This is a genomic window from Kribbella polygonati (assembly GCF_050320105.1).
Classification (GTDB): domain Bacteria; phylum Actinomycetota; class Actinomycetes; order Propionibacteriales; family Kribbellaceae; genus Kribbella.
Genome location: NZ_CP190129.1, coordinates 2,568,047 through 2,587,882, shown reverse-complemented (window position 1 = coordinate 2,587,882; position 19,836 = coordinate 2,568,047). Strand labels below are relative to the sequence as shown.

Here is a 19,836-nt window from a genome sequence, read left to right as displayed (position 1 = left end):
GCGGTCGCCGCTGCGCGGCGGCTGACTTGTTGGCGCCTTCGGCGCGCGGGTGGTGCAGCCAGGTGGGCGTGCTGGGCGAGGTGCATGCGCCGTGGAGTTCGGGTGGTGGAGCGCAGCGGTCACCGCTGCGCGGCGGCTGACCTATTGGCGCCTTCGGCGCGCGTGGCTGGTGCTACCGGGGCGGGTGTATCCGGCGACGGGCGCGTCGGTGGAATGGCGCTCGCGTGTGCGCGTCCGCAGGACGGTGGAGTGGTTCGCCGAGGCGGGTGTGGTGGGTGGAGTGGAGCGGTCGTCGCTTCGCGGCGGCTGTCTACCCGCAGGAGTGCGCACCGTTTGCCGTGCCGATAGGGCTGGCGGCGTTGGCCGGGCCGAGAGACGCGGTGATAGTGAGCAGGCCGGCGAGTACACCGGCACTGACTGGTCACTGCGAGCGCGGAGCGTTGCAACTTCATGTGGGCATCCCATTCGACAAGAGACAGATCGTCTCAACAAGCCCCGAGTACAGGGAACATAAGCGAACCGCTGGCGCGGCCGCTCCACCCTCGCTGTTGCTCCAGCAGAGCACAGGCAGACGGTAACCCGACCTAGAAGACGTACGCCTGTAGCGGGCTGTCGGGCCTGTTGTCGAGCCGAGACGGCGTGGCGTGGCCGGTTTCTGCAGGTTGTTGCAGACGTGTAACGGCGAGCACCGTAATTGCGATGTGGCGGTTGCCTGCCCAGCGCCCGTGACCCGTCCAGTCGTGGGTGTTACCTGCCCTCTGGGTCGGCGGAGGGGTGTCCCGTGCTTGGTTTAGATCGTTCGAAACGTTCTCGCGTCAAGAGATTCCCGCGGTTCGTGGCGATGCTGGTTTCAGCATCGTTGCTGGCGACCGTTTTGGAAGCACAAGAGCCGGCGGCCGCCGCGCCGGCTGCGGATCCAAAGCCAGCGGTGGCGAAGGTGTCGTCGCGGCCGGACCTGGTGTCAGCGGTGGTCTCGGCACGGGCCCAGGGCTCGAAGGTCGAGGTCGAGTCGCTGCGGACGGAGACCGCGACAACCTGGGCGAACCCCGACGGGACGATGACGACCGAGTCTCACATGGCACCGGTCCGGTTCAAGAACGCCAAGGGCGGGTGGCAGTCGATCGACCTGACGCTGGACAAGGGTACCGACGGTACGGTCGCTCCTCGGGGTCACGGGTACGGCCTGCAGCTAGGCAAGCCGAACGCGGCGGTCGGTGGTGTGTTCGCCTCGGCGACGGCAGGTACCGGCCGCCAGGTGGAATGGCTGGCTCCCTGGAAACTTCCGGAGCCGACCGTTGACGGGACCCAGGCGACCTACGCCGACGTGCAGCCAGGCGTCGACCTGAAACTGGACGCCCGCCGAACCGGCTTCGAGACCGACCTGGTGGTCAAGCAACGCCCAGCTGACGGGTTGGCGCCGGTATGGCGGATCCCGTTGCGCACCAAGGGCTTGACCGCGCGGCAGACCGCCGATGGCGCCATCGAGTTTGTTGATGCGAAGAACGTGGTCCGGTCCCGAATCCCCGTCGGGCAGATGTGGGACGCAGTCCTGGATGAGCACACCAAGATGCCGGTGAACAACGTGCCGGTGAAGATGTCGGTCGAGCAGGCCTCGCCAGGTAAGGCGACGCTGGTGATCGCCCCGGACGCCAAGTGGATCATGGATCCGGCCCGGGTGTTCCCGGTCACGGTCGACCCGACGTACGCGGTGAACACGACGCTGCCGAGTTTCGACACCTGGGTCCAGTCGGCCTACCCCGATGATTTGTCGGGGACGATCGACCTGCGGGTCGGGATGAACGGGACCAAGACGGAGCGGACGTTCATGAACTTCGCGACCGCGCCGTTCAAGGGCAAGGACGTGCTGTCGTCGTTCCTCTCGATCTACCAGTACAGCGGCGTTTCGTGTACCCCGACGGTTGTCAACGTGCGGGCCGTGCAGCCGGTGTCGACGGCGACGCGATGGGCGAACCAGCCGACCCTGGGCTCGGTGTACGGATCGCTGAACACGACGAAGGGTTTCTCGGCGGCGTGCCCGGCTGCGCGGATCGAGATCCCGATGACCAGCCTCGCCCAGGCCTGGTCGAACGCGGCCTACGACGTCGGCGGTCTGGCTTTGGTCGCGGCGAACGAGGCGGATGTGAACTCGTGGAAGCGGTTCTACGCCTCCGGCGGCCCGGCCGACCCGTACATCTCGTTCACCTGGAACCGGACCCCGAACGCGCCCGCAACGGTAGAGACGACCGAGGCGGCCGCCTTCGCGGCGCCCGGCGATCCGACGTCGTACATGTACTCCGGGAGCCTGCGGCCGTGGGTGCAGACGAAGGCGACCGACCCGGACGGCAACACGGTCAAGTACGTGTTCGAGTTCATGAAAGACGGCTCAACCGTGGTGGGGACCTGTACCTCGTCGGTGTACGCGTCGGGTACGACGGCGGGCTGCCGTCCGTCGAGTGATCTGCCGGACAACACCCAGCTGTACATCCGGGCGAAGGCGAACGACGGCCGCGTCGACGGCCCCTGGACCAGCTACCAGACACGGCTGCGCACCGGGGCCGCGCCGCCGGCGACGCCGAAGGTCGTCTGCCCGGCGCCGTACGACGTGAACAACACCTGGACCGACGCGACCCCGACCGCGGACGTGGTCTGCACGGTCACCGCGACCGGTACCGGGTACAGCGCGCCGGGTTACCTGTGGATGTTCATCGACGGCAAGCGGCCGACGGCGACCGACACCAACGGCGCGGTCAAGATCACGCCCTCGAGCGACCCGGCCGTGGCCAAGTACGAGGTGACGTTCAAGGCCGCCGACAAGGGCCTGCACACCATCGTCGCCGAGGCACAGACGCCGGGAGGCAACTACTCCTCGACCGCGACCCAGCGACTCGGCTGGGGCAGCGCCTCGATGTCGTCGCCGCCGGCGGATCAGCGGATCACGACCGCGGACACGATCCCGGTCATCGCGGCCGGACCGCCCAAGGGCAGCGCACCGACCGTTACTGCGAAGCTGAAGTGGCGGGTGTCCGGGTACGGCGGCGCGGACGATCTGGTCGGCTGGAACGACGGTGGCGATCTTCCCGTGGTCGACCCTGGTACTGGACCGGTGTCGGTGAACACGACCTGGGACACCAACAACGCCAAGGAAGATGCCTTCCTGGACTCCGACCCCGACACCGCCGGGATCCAGCCCACCGGCCTGACCGCGCGGGTGCCGGTCAAGCTCGACGTTCAGGTCTGTTTCACCTACAACCAGACCGTCCAGTGCACCTGGTCCGAATCGCCCGGCACGACGATCCAGCGGCTGCCGCACGCCTTCGGCGACGGCTACCCCACCGCCGCCGCCGGCCCCGGCCAGGTCGCGCTGTCCACCGGCGAGCTCAACGTCTCCGCCACAGACATCTCGGTGCCCGGCTACACCGGTGACCTCACGATCTCGCGGTCGCACATGACCTACGAGACGCCACGCAGCCCGGTCTACAACGTGTTCGGTGACGGCTGGAGCACGCAGTTCGACGGCGCCGAATCCGGGGCTGCCGGCATGCAGGTGATCGACCAGACCCGCATGGACGGCACCATCGTGTTGATGGACGGCGACGGCACCAGCCTCAGCTACGAGCCGTCCAACCATCAGCGGCGCACCACGGCCGCGTTCGCGACCGGTGACTGGGTCCCGGTCGACGACGACACCGAACAGGATGGGTCACGGCTGACCATCACCGGAACCGGTGCGTCGACAACGCTGTCCTACACCGAAGACGACGGCACCGTGACGACCTGGAACCTGCCCGCCGCGCCCGTCGCGGGCAAGGACGCCGAGTTCCGGCCTGCCGGGATCTCCGAGCCCGGCGTCGCGGGCAAGACCACGTTCTCCTACGACGGCACCGGCCGCGTCACCCGCATCATCGCGCCCGCAGCACCCGGCGTGACCTGCGGCACCTACGACCCGAACAACCCGCTGAACGGGATGAACCCGGGCTGCCGCGCGCTGCGATTCAGCTACACCACCATCGGCTCCACCAAGGTCCGGATCAGCCAGGCCTGGCTGGACATCTACAACCCCGACAAGAGCGGCGGGGCGGGGATGGATTCGATCCAGGTCGCCGCGTACACCTACGACCAGACCACCGCCACGCTGACCAAGGTCACCGACCCGCGCTCGGGGTTGTCGACCGAGTACACCTACGACGCCGCGAACCACTTGACGTCGATGAAGTCGGCCGGGCAGGTCGCTTACCAGTTCAACTACATCACCGCCGACAGCCGCCAGAAGCTCGACACGGTCACCCGCGCCCGCCCTGCCGGCGATCCGGCGGGCGGCACCGCGACGCTGGGCAAGTACGTGTACGACGCGCCGCTGTCCGGCACCGGCCTGCCCGACCTAACCTCAACATCGGTCGCCAAGTGGAACCAGAAGACCGCGCCCACCCACGGCTACGCGGTCTTCGGACCCGACCACCCACTGTCCGGTGCACCGACGGCTGACGACTGGCAGTACGCCGACCTGCAGTACACCGACGCCGCCAACTACACGGTCAACACCGCCAAGTACGGCGCCGGAAACTGGCAATACACCGCCACCGACTACAACGACCAAGGCAACCCGGTACGGACGCTCGACGAACGCGCCCTGCGCGCAGTCATCGATACCAAGGCATCCGCCGATCAGCTTGCATCCATCACCGTTTACAACGACGACATCAAGAACGCCGCCGGTGACACTGTCCTCACCCCGGCCGGCACCCTGGTGACTGATACCTACGGTCCAGCGCGCTGGGCTGCGCTGAAGGACGGGACTCTCGCCTGGGTCCGCCCCCACAGCCACACGAAGTTCGATGAGGGTGCGCCGAACGGCGGCATCAACCTCGAGACGTCACTGCCGTACCGGCTGGCCACCACCCAGACGTCGTACGCCCAGGATCCTGGCGCCGGCACCGACCTGGAGACCACCGGCCAAACCCTGACCGACTACAACGCGCCAGTCACCGGCGACACCGACGGCTGGAGCCGCAGTCTCCCAGGCAAGACCGTCACCGACGTCGACCTGTCCGGCACCAACAACGCTGGTGACATCGTCAAACTCACCCGCTACGACTCCGAAGGCCGCGTCGTCGAGACCCGGCAACCCAAGTCGAACGGCGCCGACGCCGGCACCACCAAGACCATCTACTACACACAGGCCGCCAACAGCAGCGCCCCCGAATGCGGCAGCAAACCACAGTGGGCCGGCCTCACCTGCAAGACCTACCCCGCCGCGGCACCCACCTCCGGGCCGACACTGCCTTCGACCACAACCTCCAACTACAACTACCTGCTCGCCCCGAAGACCGCCACCGAAACCTCCGGCACCGTCGTCCGCACGACCACCACGACCTACCTGCCCGACGGCCGCACCGACACCACCGCGACCACCGTCACCGGCCTCACCGGATCCACACCGAACACCAAGAAGACCACCACCTACGACCCCGCCACCGGCCAGCCCACTGTCGTCACCGCGAAGAACGCCGACAACACCACCGCGGGCACCATCACCACCGGCTACGACACCTGGGGACGCCAGACCTCGTACCAGCCGTCCGGTGATGCAGCCACCACGACCGTCTACAACGCCGCCGGCGATGTCGCCACCGTGACCGACCCGAACGGCACCACGACGTACACCTACGACGGCACCGACGCGGCCGGCAAGACCGAGCATCGCGGGATCGTCACGAAGGTCGACGTCACCACCTCCGGCTCCACCTGGACTTCCATCGGCGCCTACGACTCGACCGGGGCACTGGTCACCCAGAAGCTGCCCGGCGGCGTCACCGAAACCAACAACATCGACAACAGCGGCGAACCTGTCGGTCTCAGCTACTCCGGGCAAGTCACCACCACCAACCCCGACGGTTCCACCACCGTTGACCCGAACGGAGCCTGGCTGTCCTGGTCGCTCCAGAACGACGTCACCGGCCGCGTCACCCACGAATGGACCCCGGACGGCAACGCCTTCACCACCGCAACCGGCGGCGCCATCCCCTACGACCGGCGCTACACCTACGACAACGCCGGCCGCCTGACACAGGTCAACGACCGCACCGCCCCAACCTCCGGCACCGACATCAACGACCCGTCCGTGACGCCCTGTGTCACACGCACGTACGGCTTCGACGCCAACGACAACCGCGTCACCAAGTCAACCGCCGCGGCATCCGCCGACGGCTCCTGCACCACCACCGGCGCCACCACAACCACCCGCGCCTTCGACACCGCCGACCGCCCCACCACCGGCGCAGGCGGCACCGGCACCTATACCTACGACGCCCTCGGCCGCACAACCACGCTGCCCGCCACGGACGCCCCCCACCCGACCGACGGCGACATCACCCTCGCCTACTACGACAACGACCTCGCCCGCACCATCACCCAAGGCGCCACGACCACGAACTTCACCCTCGACGCACTCGACCGACGAGCCACCGAAACCGTCACCACCGGCACCGGCTCGACCGACACCGTCCGGCACTACACCGACACCTCCGACAACCCCACCTGGGTCACCCAAGGAACCACCACCCAGCGCTACACCGAACTCATCGGCAGCGACCTCGCCCTCACCGTCAACCAAACCGGCAACGCCGACCTCACCATCGCCAACCCGCACGGAGATGTCGTCACCACCGTCGACCTCCCGTCCGCGGGAGCAGCAGCAGAAGGCATCGTCGGCTGGAACAACTACGACGAATACGGCAACGCCACCGACACGACCACCAACACCGGCGTACTCAACTATGGCTGGCTCGGAGCAAAGCAACGCGCGGTCAGCGGAGCAGGACTCGTTCTCATGGGAGCCCGTCTCTACAACGCTAGGACTGGTCTATTCACCAGCATCGACCCGGTCGACGGGGGCGGGGCGAACCTGTACGCGTATCCGAGCGATCCCATCAATTCGTTCGATCTCAATGGTCAGAGCTGGTGGCGCAAAGCGCTCAAGATCGGCGCGATTGTCGGAGGCGTGGCCGCCGCAGTGGCATGCGGAGCCTCGATTGTCTGTGGCATCGTGGCTGGCGCGGCCTTCGGTGCAGCCGCCTACGCCGCGGACCACGCCGGAACCAGGAGCTGGAGCTGGGGCGGCTTCGCCCAATCCGCAGCCATCGGAGGTGCGCTTGGCGGAGCGTTCGGCGGAACTGGCCGAATCTTCGGACACGCGGCCAAAGAGGCAAGATTCGGCGCAGTCTTCAGTCGTTCCCGGAGCGCGCGCGGAACCGATTTCAGATGGGGAGGACAGCGTCGGTTCGGGCTTCACAGCCACCGATTCGCCCCCAAGTACGGTCACAGGTGGTACACCAGATTCCACTACCATCACAGAGGACGCGGCGGGATCGGCAGACACCGACCCTGGCAGAACAAGGCCGGTGACAGCCGTTGGTGGCACAGATTCTAGGAACGGACAGAGAGATGCCAGGAACCAATGATCCTCGACCCCCATTCCTACTCATCGACGACGGCGGCTGGATCAACATCTACAACAGCACGGACGATCTGATCGACGATCAGGAGCCGCCGTTTGTAGACGAGGTCACTTTTCTGATCGACAGCCAGGGCAATCTGATGAGGCTGGTTGCCGATGACGACAGTGTCCACCTCGAGACACTGGACTCAGAGATCGATCTGAACCGCCTACAAGAATCGGTCGACCGATTCTTCCGCGCATGGACCGACAACGCCCCGCCCCGTCACGATCTTCCGACCAAGGACTACTTGTCCGAGATCTTTGCCTTGTATCGATCCGCCACCTTCCGCGGGAGGATGCGCAAGGAGAGGTAGCGTAACTGGGCTGATGAGGAAGTTGCCTTGAGCGAGCTGTGGTCGCAGACGTGCGCTGCCGGCCCGGCCCGCTCAGGGCGAACAGTCTGGCCGTGTCAGACGGGTACGGGTCCGATCAGCGGAGCTGCGGTGACGTGGTCGTGCGGCTCCGCGGCAGCCGCGCGACAGTTGCCCCCTGGGCGAGTTCCTCCTTAGCTTGCTCTAACTCCAGGGCTAGCTCGACGGCGACTTTCGCAAGAGACTTGTTCCGTGCTCGTTCGGCGGCGAGCTTGGTCTTGAGGGCGTCGTTTTCCTTTTTGAGGGCTCGGTCCCTCACCGTCAACCAGACCGGCAACGCCGACCTCGCGATCGCCAACCCCCACGGCGATGTTGTCACCACCGTCGACCTCCCTGCCGGCAATGTGGCTGCAGAAGGAATCGTCGGCTGGAACAACTACGACGAATACGGCAACGCCACCAGCAAGACAGCTGACACCGGAACAGTCGACTACGGCTTGGCTCGGAGCCAAGCAGCGCGCTGTCACCGGCGCCGGCCTAACTCTCATGGGCGTCCGGCTCTACGACCCGGCAACCGCGTTGTTCAGCTCTCTTGATCCGGTGCCAGGCGGCAACGCCAACGCATACACGTATCCGAGTGACCCGATCAACCACTTCGACCTTGACGGAAAGGAGAAGTGCAAGGGCTGGAGAAAGTGGCTATGTAATTCCGGCAGAGTGCTCGGCTGGGTGAGTACCGGCCTGTCGCTGGTTCCGTTTTGCTCGTGGTGCACCGGCGCGTCGCTGATCACCGGGTATCTCGGCGCCGCCGCGTACGCCATCGGTGGGGATGGCCGTTCTGCGGCGAAGGCCGTTCTCGCGACGACTGTCAACGCCGCCACCGGGGGCGTGAAGTTCCTCAAATACGCACGCAAGCTGAAGAAGTCGCGGAAGGTCTATTCCCGATTCAGGCATAACTTACGGGAAGGCTGGTACGGCCGCATGAAGGCCCATAGCAGGGGAGGCCGCGCGGTTCGCGCAACGGCGTGGTACGCCCAGAACGTCTCGGTTAACATCACGTACCGCCGCAACCGGGGCCGCGACGGTGGATACTGATCGCTCTTAACGACCGAGGAGTCGCTGTGATCGTCATCATGCTTCTGCTGGCGGCGATCACGGCGGCCCTCGTCGTGGTCTCCGTGTGGGTCGATCGACGCCACATTGGCACGCCGAAGTCGTTGATCGTCATAGGTTCTTGGCTGGCCATCCCGTCCGTCCTCTACCCACGCGTGGCGCAGGAGTTCTCCGCCGTCACGTCGATCCTGATCGCGTGTGGAATCGTTTGGTACGCCTTGCTCGTCACCGGCGGGCGCCTCGTCTACATGACCGACCTCATGTTGCGAGATCGGAGCGACGATGGGCCTATGACTGCGGAAGACCGACGCATTAACAGGCGCGTACGGGGTGCGCAGCTCGCACTTATTTTCGGAGGTTTGGTCGGAGTCGTGTTCGCCGTCATCGCGATGGGCTGATGTCGCGCCGCCTTCACAGCGATGTGGCGGATGACACGTGATCGGGGATTCCCGCGGCTCGTTCCGGATACCGCCGAGTCGGCCGCCGAGCACCTCCAGCCCGGTACACCTTCGGAACACCGGATGCACACCGGCGCCGCACGTCTTCGGTGTCGCGGGTCACGTCGTTGAACTCCCCTGGCCGCGCGCTCCGCCGCTACCTGGATCGCTCACCGTGTACCACCGCCGGAGGTGTTCGCGACCGCAGGTATCCAAAGCCCGGCCCGTCCCACAGGCCGTTTCATAGGTGGTCGCTCATGAAACACCCCGTCGACCGGGCGGCCCTGCGGCGGACTCCGCGTTTCATGGGTCGTTGCAAACGATTGGACGAGTGAACCATACTCATGAAACGCCCGGTCGCTGTGACGAGCAACCACCAGGCTCGTCAGGACTACCAGCGCGTTGAAGGCAACGTTGTCCGATGTCCACCTGCGCCGTGCCGCCGGGATCGCCCTGGCCGCACGGCGAAGGGCAAGGTGGCCGTCCAGTACCACACAGCCCGCTTCCGGCTCGTGCCCGCGTTGGCCAAGGTACTCAACGTGCCGACTCCGGCCGTGCGCCGGCCCGGATCGACCTGGACCGAGCTGCCCCGCCCAATCGAGACCGACAGCAAGCCTTCCGGGCATGTGCGGATCGGGTACGCCCGCGCGTCGACGACGCGCCAGTCGCTGGACTCCCAGCTCGACGCCCTCACCGGCGCCGGCGGCGCCCGCGTGTTCTCCGACAGGATCTCCACTCGCGCGACCCGACGGCCCGAACTGGAGGCCGCGGTCAGGCTCGCCGGCGAGATCCGCGGCTCGGCGGTGCGGGTGACGCTCGTCGTCCACGAGCACAAGCGGCTCGGCCGCGGCATCGAGCTGGCCGCTCTGGCCGAGGAACTGAAGGCCAGCGACATCGGGCTGGAGTTCCTCACCGGTGAACTGCAGGGCTCGCACGACCCGTCGGGAGTGGTCTTCACCGTGCTCGCCGCCCTGTCCGGCATGGAGTGCGAGTGCATCAGCGACCCACCCTGGAGAGCCACGAGTCGGCCCGCAGGCGCGGCAAGACCATCGGCGGCGCCGGCGTCACTGACCCCGACATGCTGTCCATGGCCGTGCACCTGCGTGAGCAAAGAGTAAGCCTGCGCGACGTAGCCCAGCGCCTCGTCATCACCACCGGCAAGAAGAAGGGACAAACACCCCTCGCGAGACACCCCTTGTTGGCGGGGTGCTGGGGGAGCGGGCGGTCGGGAGGTGCGGCCGGCTGACGGTGGACGTGGTGGGCGGTATGGCGCGTCTGGCGGGAGGGGGTGGGCGGCTGCGCCGGAGGGGTGGGCGGCTGGGCCGAGGCGGTGGGCGGGTGGGTGTTGGGTCAGGTGGTGGTGTGGGTTGTGGGGCTTGGGTCGGGTGGGGTGCGGGAGGGCGCGGTGGGGACTGTGGCGGTGGGGGTGGGGCGGTCGGCGAGTTTTAGGTAGGTGATGCCGGTGATGGTGATGGTTAGGCAGGTGGCTTTGGGGAGGGTTAGGGGTTCGTGGAAGAGGAGCGGGCCTAGGAGGGCGGTGCCGGTGGCGCCGATGCCGGCCCAGGTGGCGTAGCCGGTGCTTACTTCGATGGTGCGTAGGGCGAGGCTCAAGGCCCACAGGGTGAGGAGGAAGAAGGCCGCGGCGGCGAGCGACCAGGTCCAGACGGTGAAGGCGTGGCTGCCGGCGACCGACAACGCGTAGCCGATTTCGAAGGTGCCGGCCAGGAGGAGGGTCAGCCAGGCCGTACGGCGCGTGCTCATGAGGCGCTCGTCAGCTGGAGGCCGACGACTCCGCCGATGACCAGGGCGATGCCGATCGCCTTGTGCCAGGTGAGTTGCTGGCCGAAGACGAGGGTGCCGAGCAGGGTGATGCCGACGCCGGCGAGGGACGTCCACAGCGCGTAGCCGACGCCGACGTCGAAGGTGAGCAGGGCGCGGCTGAGGAAGTACGTGCCGAGTGCGCCGGTGAGGAGCGTCGCCGCTGTCCAGCCGCGGTGTTTGAAGCCTTGGGCTTTGCCGGCCGAGACCGCGACGGCGATCTCGAGGACGACGGCGATCGCCAGGTAGAGCCAGTGCATGAGGGTCCTTCCACGAAGAGTGCGACCGCCTCATCGTGGAACTTCACACTGGTGTCAGATGCAACACTGGGCGCATGCGAATCGGAGAGCTCGCGCGCGAGGTCGGCGTCAGTACGCGCTCCTTGCGGTACTACGAGGAGCAGGGGCTGATCCGCTCGAGCCGTACGCCCGGTGGGTGGCGGGAGTTCGACGGGGCGATGGTCGAACGGGTCGTGATGATCCAGCACCTGCTGGCGGCGGGGCTGTCGAGTACGACGATCGGCGAGCTGCTGCCGTGTCTGGAGGCGCCGCCCGAGGAGCGTACCGGCGTACTCGAGGTGCTGCTCGCGCAAGAGGTCCAACGACTCGAAGCGAAGCGTCGCGAGCTCGACCGCGAACTCGATGTACTTCGGGCGCTCCGACAAGACGTCAGCGTTTAGCCGCCCAGAACAGCGCGTGCCCGCCGGAGCCTTCCGGTACGAACGACTCGGCCTCGACGGTCAGACCGGCGGCCACGAGCCAACGCCGGTACGTCGCTGCATCGGCATGGCTCCACCACATCTCGGTCCCACCGCCGAGCCAGTCGTCCTCGGTGCCCGTCCACGCCGTGTGCCACGTCGTACACAAGAAGATCCCGCCCGGCCGCAGCCACCCGCCGATCCGCTCCAGCAGCACAGGCTGCTCGTCCAGCGGCAGGTGGATCAGCGCGTAGAGCGACACAACAGCGTCGAGCGATCCGGGCGCAACCTCCAGCGTCAGAGCGTCCGCGTTCACGAATTCAGCCTGCGGTACGAGTTCCCGCACGGCGATCCGTCAGTTCGTGAGCCTGTACTTCGAGTCCGCGTCGGTGGCGGCGTCGTAGTGGCGGGAGAGGGCGTCGTAGCCGCGGCGGACGATGTCTTTCGGGTTGTCCATTTCAGCGGGCTCCGGTCAGCTGGTTTTCGCGGGACGTGCGCCGGGTGAATACCGTCTCGCGGTTGGTCGCGGACTCGGACAGAGTGTCGTCGCGCGCCACGGGGGACAAGTGGTCGACGTACACGGTGCCGGCCAGGTGCTGGGTCTCGTGGATGAGGCAGCGCGCGAAGTACCCGGACGCTTCGACTGTGAACGGGTTGCCGTTGATGTCGTACGCGTGCAGTACGGCGCGGGTCGGTCGGGGGAGCGGTGCGTTGGCGCCAGGCACCGACAGGCAGCCCTCGGTGCCGCCCTGGGTGCCGAGTAGCGCCGTACTCGTCTCGATGCGCGGGTTGAACGCGTGCCCGACATGCCGATCGCCCTGCTCGTCGGTGAGGTCGTACACGAACAGTTGCGCGTCGACGTCGACCTGGTTCGCGGCGAGTCCGCAGCCCTCGGCGATCCACATGGTCGCGAACATGTCGTCGATCAGCCGCCCCCATCGCTCCGTCCCGAACTCGGTGACGGGCCGGCAGACCCGGTGCAGGATCTCTTCGCCGTACTCCGTGACGCGCAGCGGCGTGCCCCGTCGTACCTCGTCCAGCAGCTCGGGCAGGCGACGACTCAGCCGCCCTTGGATGTACGTCGGCATACAAAGACCGTACTATGCAAAGTCAAAGCTTTGCAAAGCCATTAGGATGCCGCCATGAACACGAACCGCCGGAACGTCGTCCGCGCGCATCCGCTGCGCGAGGAGCTGCTGCGGCTGATCGACCGGGACGGCGCGACGACGTCGACGATCGCCGCACGCGAGCTGGGGGAGAGCACCGGCTCGTGCTCGTTCCACCTCCGCCGGCTGGAGGCGCTCGGCGTGATCGAGGCGGTGCCGGGCGCGCCGGGCCGGGTGAAGCCGTGGCGGCGGGCGCGGGCCGAGCAGGCGACGCTGAACCGCGAGCTCGAGGACACGGCGTACGCGAGCTGGCTGGCCGCGAAGACGTCCGACGACGAGGACTTCGCGTTCAGCGCGGTCGTCACGCTCGCCGACGGCGAACTCGCCGAACTGCGCGCCCGCCTGCACCGCGTCCTGCACGACTTCGTCGGCTCGCAGCCGGCCGCGGAGTCCACCACCCCGACCGCGGTGATCATCCGCGCGTTCCCGCTCCACGAGGAGTAGCCCGCCGGGGAACCAGGGGCCGCGCCGTCGCGTCAGGGCAGTGGACGGCAACTTGAACGTGGAGCACCTATGACCAACAGCCGGCCGACCGACCACCGCTCCGGATATCCGCAGCAGCTTTGGCCGGATTACGCGCAGGCACGGGCCCAGCAACACGCTCGCGACTGGCCTGCCGGACCGGCGGCGGCGCAGCGACCACGCTCGGCCGTCCTGGGAATGCTTGCGCTGATCGTCGGGCTGGCCGCCTTGGCAGCTCCGTTCCTGCCCCCGGCGGACCTGACCGCGTTGCGCCAGTACGGCACGGTCGCGCTGGCGATACCGGGGCTCGCGCTGGCCGTCGTCGGCCTGGACCGCAGGCGGCGGTGGCGCCCGGTCGCGGTGATCGGTCTGGCGGTCAACCTGTTCGCGCTCGCGATCCTCGCCCCGCTGGCACTGGCCTTTCCCTGAAAACAAGCCATTTAGTGGCGTGATTTGCCCGTACGGTCGTCGCCATGCGGAGCGTGACGCGGGAACAGGCCATCGCCTACCGCCTGGATGTGAACCACCTGGTGCGTCGGCTCCCGCCCGGTTCGCAGGCGCGGGCGGCGTACGTCGGCCTGCAGGACACCGCGCCGCGGGACGCCCTGCTCGGGATGGCGGCGCGGATGGAAGGGACCACGCCGACCGACTGGGAGCACCCGTCGCTGATCCAGACGTACAGCCCGCGCCAGGCGGTGTACGTGCTGCCGGCTCGCGACTTCGGTGTGTTCACGCTCGGCCGGTTGCCGCTCGATCCGGCCGCGGTACGGCGGATCGACGAGCTCGCCGACCACGTATGCGACGTACTCGCCGGAGAGGAACGGCGCGGCGCGTACATCGACGGTCTGCGGGCGGCCTGCGCGAGCGGCCGGATCGCCCTCCGCTGGGATACCACCTCGCTGTACGCCCGCGAGGTCCCGCGCCCGCAGATCGACGTACCAGAGGCACGCCTTGAGCTGTGCCGGCGCCACATCCAGTACTTCGGACCGACGACGCCGAAGGTTTACGCCTGGTGGTCCGGGCTGTCGCCCGTTGACGCCCGCGCCGTCTGGGCGCAGGTGGCGGACGAGCTGGTCGAGGTCGACTTCGCCGGCGTACCGGCATCGGTACTGCGAACCGCCGACGCCCCGCCGCGGCCCCACGGCGTACGCCTCCTGGTCGCCTCCGACCTCCGGCTCCTCGGCCGCGACCGCGACGGACGCTTCATCGCCCCCGGCCTCCGCCCATTGACCCCGGCCGCGGACACCTTCCACCCCAACGGGCTGCTCGTAGACGGTCAGATAGCCGGCGCCTGGGGGCGTAAGGGCGGACGGGTGGACGTTCTGCTGTCGCAAGACCTCACAACCGACCAGTACGAAGCCCTGCAGGCCGAGGTGGCAGCCCTGCCGCTCAGGGGCCCCGAGCTGTCCGTAAGAATCAAGCCATGTCCAACTGCCCCTGTGGTCAGCCCCAGCCGTACCTCGCCTGTTGCGGACCGCTCCACCAGGGAAAGGCAACCGCGGCGACGGCCGAGCAGTTGATGCGGTCCAGGTACACCGCCTTCGTGATGCACGACGCGGCGTACCTCCGCCGCACCTGGGCCCTGGCGACCCGCCCCGCGACCATCGACTTCGACCCGACCCGCCGGTGGACCCGCCTGCAGATCCTCGCCACCACCGGCGGCAGCCCCTTCCACACCGAAGGCACCGTCGAGTTCAACGCCCACCACAACACCGGCATCCAACACGAAACCAGCACCTTCATCCGCGAAGCCGGCCAATGGGTGTACATCGCGGCCCTGTGAACGAGCAGCGCACCTGGCGCCCGCACCGGGTGACCCGGATCGTGAGCGGGCTCATCGTCCTGGCCACGATCGTGACGACGATCCTGCTGCCGGAATTCTGGCCGACGATCCCGCTCAGCCTGGTCATCCTCGCCGCGGTGCTCCGCGAAGAGCTGCGGTTGACCGACGACGAGCTGGTGTTCCGGACCATCCTCGGCACGACCCGGATCCCGCGCGCCGAGATCGAGTCGGCGAGGTTCGACTACCACGTCTTCGTCGGCGGTCCCTACCTCGAGATCCACCGGCGCGACGGCCGGGTCGAGAAGCTGCGGGTGTCGCCGAAGGCGACGTCCACCGAGCTGAGCGGCGACCCGCCGGCGCCGGACAGTGCGGCGTACCAGATCACTCGGTGGGCCGCGGACGGTCGGTCCACCGAGGAAGGTTAGCTACTCGGCGATCTGGTAGGTCGGGGTGATGAGGGCGCGGGCCAGGGTGTGGAAGGCGAGGTTGAAGCCGACGACGGCTGGGGTGGCGTCGGGGTCGACGTCGAGGGCTTCGACGTCGAGGGCGTGGACGACGAAGTAGTAGCGGTGGACCTGGTCGCCCGCGGGCGGGGCGGCGCCGCCGAAGGCCTTCGAGCCGAAGTCGTTGCGGACGTGGAAGGCGCCGTTGTCGAGGCGTTCGGGGGTGCCGGCGCCGGTCGGGAGGTCGGTCACGGTGGCGGGGAGGTTGACCAGCACCCAGTGCCAGAAGCCGGACACGATCGGCGCGTCCGGGTCGAAGCAGGTGACGACGAAGGCCTTGGTCTCCGCGGGGAACCCGGACCAGCTGAGCTGCGGCGAGGTGTTCCCGCCCGCGAACGCGTGCGCGTGGGCCAGCGGCTCGCCGTCGGCGACGTCGGTGCTGGTGACGGTGAACCCGCCGACCTCCGGGAGCAGCTTGTACGGGTCCGGTGTGACGGGACGATCGAGCGACATCTGTGAGCCCTCCAACGGCGAGCGACGTGTGGTGATCCCGACATTACTGTCCACGGACCGCTCGCCCGTTCCGGGGCACACACCCGGGGATGCGAAGATCGTCGGGAGGCTACGAGTGGAGGACTGGTGGACGAGTACCTGGAGCGGATCGCTCCCGCTGATCAGGCGGCGATGACGGCGGCCGCGGAGCGGCATGCGCAGCTGACCAAACCGGCCGGCTCCCTCGGCGTCCTCGAGGAGCTGTCGGTGAAGCTCGCCGGGATGACCGGCGCGCCCGCCGTCCCGGGTCCCGCGGTCGTCACGGTGTTCGCGGCCGACCACGGGGTGCACGCGCAGAACGTCTCCCCGTGGCCGCAGGAGGTGACCGCCGCGATGCTGGCGAACTTCGCCGCCGGCGGCGCCGCGGTCAACGCGTTCGCGAAGAACAACGGCGTCGACGTACGGGTGGTCGACGTCGGCGTCGCGACCCCGGTCGACGGGCTCGACATCGTGCACGCCAAGGTCCGCCAGGGCACCCGCGACCTCTCGCAGGGTGACGCACTCACCGAGGACGAGGCGCGCCAGGCGATAGCGGTCGGCTTCGAGCTCGCGGACAAGCTGGTCCAGGACGGGTACCGCTGCCTGCTGACCGGCGACATGGGCATCGCCAACACGACCGCCTCGGCCGCGCTGATCGCCACCTTCACCGGCGCCACCGCCGACGCGGTGACCGGCCGCGGTACGGGGATCGACGACGCCGCGCTCGCGCACAAGACGGCCGTCGTACGAGACGCACTCGCGCGACACGACGTACCTCCGACCGAGCCGCTCAAGGCACTCCAGGCGTACGGCGGACTCGAACACGCCGCGCTCGCCGGGTACATCCTGGGCGCGGCCGCGAACAAGGTCCCGGTGATCCTGGACGGCGTGATCGCGGGCGCGGCCGCCCTCGTCGCGCAGGCGTTCCACCCGGCCGTCATCGACTACTGCGTCGCCGGGCACCGGTCCGCCGAGCCCGGACACGCGGTCGCGCTCAAGCAGCTCGGCCTGCAGCCGCTCGTCGACCTGGACCTGCGGCTCGGGGAGGGGACCGGCGCGGTGCTCGCGTACCCGATCCTGACCTGCGCGGCCCGGGCACTCGCCGAGATGGCCACCTTCGAGGACGCGGGGATCGGTTCGTGACCCACCAGTACCTGTCCGGGCTGGTCCTCGACGGGCGGCGGGTGGCCGTCGTCGGGGGTGGCGGTGTCGCCCAGCGGCGGCTGCCGCGGCTGCTCGAGTCCGGCGCCCGGATCGACCTGATCTCGCCGTCGATCACGCCGACGATCGAAGGACTGCTCGGCAACCCGTCGCTGACCTGGATCGAGCGCGGGTACCGGACCGGCGACGTCGAGGGTGCCTGGTACGTCGTGGTCGCGACGGACGATGCCCTGGTCAACGATCAGGTGTCGGCGGAGGCCGAGGAGCTGCGGATCTTCTGCGTACGCTCGGACGACCGGTCCCGCGCTACTGCGTGGACGCCCGCGTCCGGGCAGCACGACAACATCACGATCGGCGTCCTCGGCGGCGGTGATCACCGCCGGTCGGCCGCCGTACGGGACTCGATCCTGGAGGGGCTGCGGACCGGCGAGCTGGCGGCGCGGGACGCGGAGCGGCGGCCCGGGGTGTACCTCGTCGGCGGCGGGCCGGGCGATCCGGACCTGATCACGGTGCGCGGGCGGCGGCTGCTGGCCGAGGCGGACGTGGTGGTCGCGGATCGGCTCGCGCCGCAGCAGTTGCTGGACGAGCTGCACCCGGACGTGGAGCTGTTCGACGCGGCGAAGCTGCCGCGCGGGCGGGCCGCGCAGCAGGAGGAGATCAACCGGATCCTTGTCGACCGCGGGCGGCAGGGCAAGGTCGTCGTACGGCTGAAGGGTGGCGATCCGTACGTCTTCGGGCGCGGGTTCGAGGAGGCGATCGCCTGCGCTGCGGCCGGTGTGCCGTGGACCGTGGTGCCGGGGATCACGAGCTCGATCTCGGTGCCTGCGGTGTCGGGGATCCCGGTCACGCATCGCGGGGTGACGCACGAGTTCACGGTGGTGTCCGGGCACATTCCGCCGTCGCACCCGGACTCGCTGGTGAACTGGGACGCGCTGGCGCAGCTGCACGGGACGCTCGTACTGCTGATGGCGGTCGAGAACCTGCCCGCGATCACCGCCCGGCTGATCGAGGCCGGTCGCCCGGCCGGCACCCCCGCCGCGGCGATTGCCGACGGCACCCTTCCCGGCCAGCGGATGGTGACGTCCGACCTCGCCGGGATCGCCGGGGCGATGCAGGAGAACGGCGTGGGTGCGCCCGCGATCGTTGTCATCGGCAACGTGGTCGAGGTGGCTGCGAAGCTCCGATGAGAGTGCCGATCGAAGAGCCAGGTGACGACCGGCTCGCCGACTATGTGCAGTTGCGGGAGGTGAACCTGCGGCGGCTCCTCGAGGAAGAGCACGGACTGTTCATCGCCGAGGGCGACAAGGTGATCCGGCGGGCCGCGGGCGCCGGGTTCGAGCCGCGGTCGTTCCTGCTCGCGCCGCGCTGGCTCGACTCGCTGCAGGATGTACTGGAGCAGTGGCCGGACAAGCCCGTGTACGTCGTGTCGGAGGAGCTGGCCGAGCAGGTCACCGGGTTCCACGTGCACCGCGGCGCGCTGGCGTCGTACAAGCGCCGGGCCGCCGTACCGCTGCCCGAGCTCCTGGCGACAGACACCCGGCGGATCGCGATCTTCGACGACATCGTTGACCACACCAACGTCGGCGCCGGGTTCCGGGCCGCGGCCGCGCTCGGCGTCGGGCTCGTACTGGTGACGCCGACCTGCGCGGACCCGCTGTACCGGCGGTCGATCAAGGTGTCGATGGGCACCGTCTTCCAGGTCCCGTGGACCCGCCTGCGGAGCTGGCCCGGCGACCTGAAACTCCTGCAGGACAACGGGTACGTCGCCGCCGCGATGGCGCTCACCGACGACTCCATCACGCTCGACGACCTCGCCGCCCGCAAGGACGAGAAGCTCGCCCTGATCTTCGGCACCGAAGGCCACGGCCTCAAGCCAAGCGTCCTTCGCCAGGCCGACCTGACCGTCAAGATCCCGATGGCCGGCGGCGTGGACTCCCTCAACGTCGCTTCCTCGGCAGCGGTCGCCTTCTACGCGACGCGCTAGACCTGCACGGCGTGGAACACTGCCCGCCATGGACATCAACTGGCTGGGTGCCGTGCTCGCGCTCGTGGTCGGCATGGTCGTGGCAGGCATCTGGTACGGCAAGGCGTTCACGACGGTCTGGTGGAAGCTGACGGGCATCACCCCGGAGCAGTCGAAGAACGCCAGCCGGAAGAACATGGTCCAGTTGCTCATCGCCAACGCGATCACGGCGGCCGGGTTGGCGCTCGGTTGCGCAACGGCAGCGAAGGCGTTCGGCAACGACTCGGTCGGGCCGGCGCTGCTGGTCGGCCTGGTCGCGTGGCTGGGGTTCTCGGCGAGCACTCTGCTTCAGCACAACGCCTTCGAACTGAAGCCGCCGAAGCTGACGCTCATCAACTCCAGCTACCAGCTGGTCCTGTTCCTCGCGATGACGCTCGTGATCGGGCTGGTCTGAAC

The 19,836-nt window shown here is 68.3% G+C and carries 21 protein-coding genes; 15 read left to right on the top strand and 6 right to left on the bottom strand.

The features are described 5' to 3' along the window. Positions 1 to 841: 841 nt before the first annotated feature. Both ACQHIV_RS12385 and ACQHIV_RS12380 read left to right on the top strand, forming a co-directional pair. The gene (locus ACQHIV_RS12385; RefSeq protein WP_427896470.1) at positions 842 to 7,426 is read left to right on the top strand and encodes an RHS repeat-associated core domain-containing protein; all 6,585 of its coding nucleotides are present in this window, start codon (positions 842 to 844) and stop codon (positions 7,424 to 7,426) included. 14 nt (positions 7,427 to 7,440) lie between these two features. Further along, positions 7,441 to 7,809 (top strand): hypothetical protein, encoded by a 369-nt coding sequence (locus ACQHIV_RS12380; protein WP_427893808.1) that lies wholly within the window; start codon positions 7,441 to 7,443, stop codon positions 7,807 to 7,809. A gap of 115 nt (positions 7,810 to 7,924) precedes the next feature. Here the strand turns inward: ACQHIV_RS12380 and ACQHIV_RS12375 are convergent, their stop codons facing one another. Continuing rightward, the gene (locus ACQHIV_RS12375) at positions 7,925 to 8,188 is read right to left on the bottom strand and encodes a hypothetical protein (protein ID WP_427893806.1); all 264 of its coding nucleotides are present in this window, start codon (positions 8,186 to 8,188) and stop codon (positions 7,925 to 7,927) included. A gap of 20 nt (positions 8,189 to 8,208) precedes the next feature. Here ACQHIV_RS12375 and ACQHIV_RS12370 point away from each other — a divergent pair, with 20 nt between their 5' ends. From ACQHIV_RS12370 to ACQHIV_RS12360, 3 genes are all read left to right on the top strand, one after another. Continuing rightward, a complete protein-coding gene (locus ACQHIV_RS12370; protein ID WP_427893804.1) occupies positions 8,209 to 8,901 on the top strand; it encodes an RHS repeat-associated core domain-containing protein in 693 nt (230 codons plus the stop codon). Positions 8,902 to 8,927: 26 nt separating this feature from the next. Then, entirely contained in the window at positions 8,928 to 9,317 is a 390-nt protein-coding gene (locus ACQHIV_RS12365; RefSeq protein WP_427893802.1) for a hypothetical protein, read from the top strand. Positions 9,318 to 9,895: 578 nt separating this feature from the next. Beyond that, a complete protein-coding gene (locus ACQHIV_RS12360; protein WP_427893801.1) occupies positions 9,896 to 10,474 on the top strand; it encodes a recombinase family protein in 579 nt (192 codons plus the stop codon). Between the two features lie 232 nt (positions 10,475 to 10,706). On the opposite strand, the gene ACQHIV_RS12355 is transcribed toward ACQHIV_RS12360, so the two are convergent. After that, complete coding sequence (locus ACQHIV_RS12355) at positions 10,707 to 11,117, bottom strand: DMT family transporter (protein ID WP_427893799.1); 411 nt, start codon at positions 11,115 to 11,117, stop codon at positions 10,707 to 10,709. Next, positions 11,114 to 11,434: a DMT family transporter gene (locus tag ACQHIV_RS12350; RefSeq protein ID WP_427893797.1), complete on the bottom strand. Its 321-nt coding sequence runs from the start codon at positions 11,432 to 11,434 to the stop codon at positions 11,114 to 11,116. Before ACQHIV_RS12350 ends, ACQHIV_RS12355 begins: the two co-directional genes overlap by 4 nt. A gap of 74 nt (positions 11,435 to 11,508) precedes the next feature. On the opposite strand from ACQHIV_RS12350, the gene ACQHIV_RS12345 reads away from it, so the two are divergent. Continuing rightward, entirely contained in the window at positions 11,509 to 11,853 is a 345-nt protein-coding gene (locus tag ACQHIV_RS12345) for a MerR family transcriptional regulator (RefSeq protein ID WP_427893795.1), read from the top strand. Here ACQHIV_RS12345 and ACQHIV_RS12340 read toward each other — a convergent pair. Both ACQHIV_RS12340 and def read right to left on the bottom strand, forming a co-directional pair. Continuing rightward, positions 11,843 to 12,217, bottom strand: coding sequence for a class I SAM-dependent methyltransferase (locus ACQHIV_RS12340; protein WP_427893793.1), 375 nt, complete (start codon positions 12,215 to 12,217; stop codon positions 11,843 to 11,845). The two genes, ACQHIV_RS12345 and ACQHIV_RS12340, sit on opposite strands and share 11 nt — an antisense overlap. A gap of 112 nt (positions 12,218 to 12,329) precedes the next feature. After that, on the bottom strand, positions 12,330 to 12,959 hold the full coding sequence (def, locus tag ACQHIV_RS12335; protein ID WP_427893791.1) for a peptide deformylase: 630 nt from the start codon (positions 12,957 to 12,959) through the stop codon (positions 12,330 to 12,332). 54 nt (positions 12,960 to 13,013) lie between these two features. Here def and ACQHIV_RS12330 point away from each other — a divergent pair, with 54 nt between their 5' ends. The 5 genes from ACQHIV_RS12330 (at position 13,014) to ACQHIV_RS12310 (ending at position 15,707) form a co-directional block, all read left to right on the top strand. Next, positions 13,014 to 13,481, top strand: a complete 468-nt coding sequence (locus tag ACQHIV_RS12330) for a helix-turn-helix domain-containing protein (RefSeq protein ID WP_427893789.1) — start codon at positions 13,014 to 13,016, stop codon at positions 13,479 to 13,481. Between the two features lie 69 nt (positions 13,482 to 13,550). Next, entirely contained in the window at positions 13,551 to 13,928 is a 378-nt protein-coding gene (locus tag ACQHIV_RS12325) for a hypothetical protein (RefSeq protein WP_427893788.1), read from the top strand. Positions 13,929 to 13,972: 44 nt separating this feature from the next. Next, positions 13,973 to 15,019 carry a DNA glycosylase AlkZ-like family protein gene (locus ACQHIV_RS12320; protein WP_427893786.1) on the top strand — a complete coding sequence of 349 codons (1,047 nt, stop codon included), beginning with the start codon at positions 13,973 to 13,975 and terminating at the stop codon, positions 15,017 to 15,019. Next, positions 15,019 to 15,282 (top strand): YchJ family protein, encoded by a 264-nt coding sequence (locus ACQHIV_RS12315; RefSeq protein ID WP_427893784.1) that lies wholly within the window; start codon positions 15,019 to 15,021, stop codon positions 15,280 to 15,282. Before ACQHIV_RS12320 ends, ACQHIV_RS12315 begins: the two co-directional genes overlap by 1 nt. Next, on the top strand, positions 15,279 to 15,707 hold the full coding sequence (locus ACQHIV_RS12310; RefSeq protein ID WP_427893782.1) for a hypothetical protein: 429 nt from the start codon (positions 15,279 to 15,281) through the stop codon (positions 15,705 to 15,707). Before ACQHIV_RS12315 ends, ACQHIV_RS12310 begins: the two co-directional genes overlap by 4 nt. On the opposite strand, the gene ACQHIV_RS12305 is transcribed toward ACQHIV_RS12310, so the two are convergent. Continuing rightward, a complete protein-coding gene (locus tag ACQHIV_RS12305) occupies positions 15,708 to 16,238 on the bottom strand; it encodes a YbhB/YbcL family Raf kinase inhibitor-like protein (protein ID WP_427893780.1) in 531 nt (176 codons plus the stop codon). It abuts the gene before it with no gap. A 126-nt stretch (positions 16,239 to 16,364) separates the two neighbouring features. Here ACQHIV_RS12305 and cobT point away from each other — a divergent pair, with 126 nt between their 5' ends. From cobT to ACQHIV_RS12285, 4 genes are read left to right on the top strand one after another with little or no spacing between them, the layout of a single operon-like run. Next, positions 16,365 to 17,399 carry a nicotinate-nucleotide--dimethylbenzimidazole phosphoribosyltransferase gene (gene cobT, locus ACQHIV_RS12300; protein WP_427893779.1) on the top strand — a complete coding sequence of 345 codons (1,035 nt, stop codon included), beginning with the start codon at positions 16,365 to 16,367 and terminating at the stop codon, positions 17,397 to 17,399. Continuing rightward, positions 17,396 to 18,604, top strand: coding sequence for a uroporphyrinogen-III C-methyltransferase (gene cobA / locus ACQHIV_RS12295; RefSeq protein WP_427893777.1), 1,209 nt, complete (start codon positions 17,396 to 17,398; stop codon positions 18,602 to 18,604). Before cobT ends, cobA begins: the two co-directional genes overlap by 4 nt. Continuing rightward, positions 18,601 to 19,401 (top strand): TrmH family RNA methyltransferase, encoded by an 801-nt coding sequence (locus ACQHIV_RS12290; RefSeq protein WP_427893775.1) that lies wholly within the window; start codon positions 18,601 to 18,603, stop codon positions 19,399 to 19,401. The genes cobA and ACQHIV_RS12290 overlap by 4 nt, the downstream gene beginning before the upstream one ends. Positions 19,402 to 19,429: 28 nt before the next feature. Further along, positions 19,430 to 19,834: a DUF1761 domain-containing protein gene (locus tag ACQHIV_RS12285; protein ID WP_427893773.1), complete on the top strand. Its 405-nt coding sequence runs from the start codon at positions 19,430 to 19,432 to the stop codon at positions 19,832 to 19,834. The last annotated feature ends 2 nt before the right edge of the window (positions 19,835 to 19,836 follow it).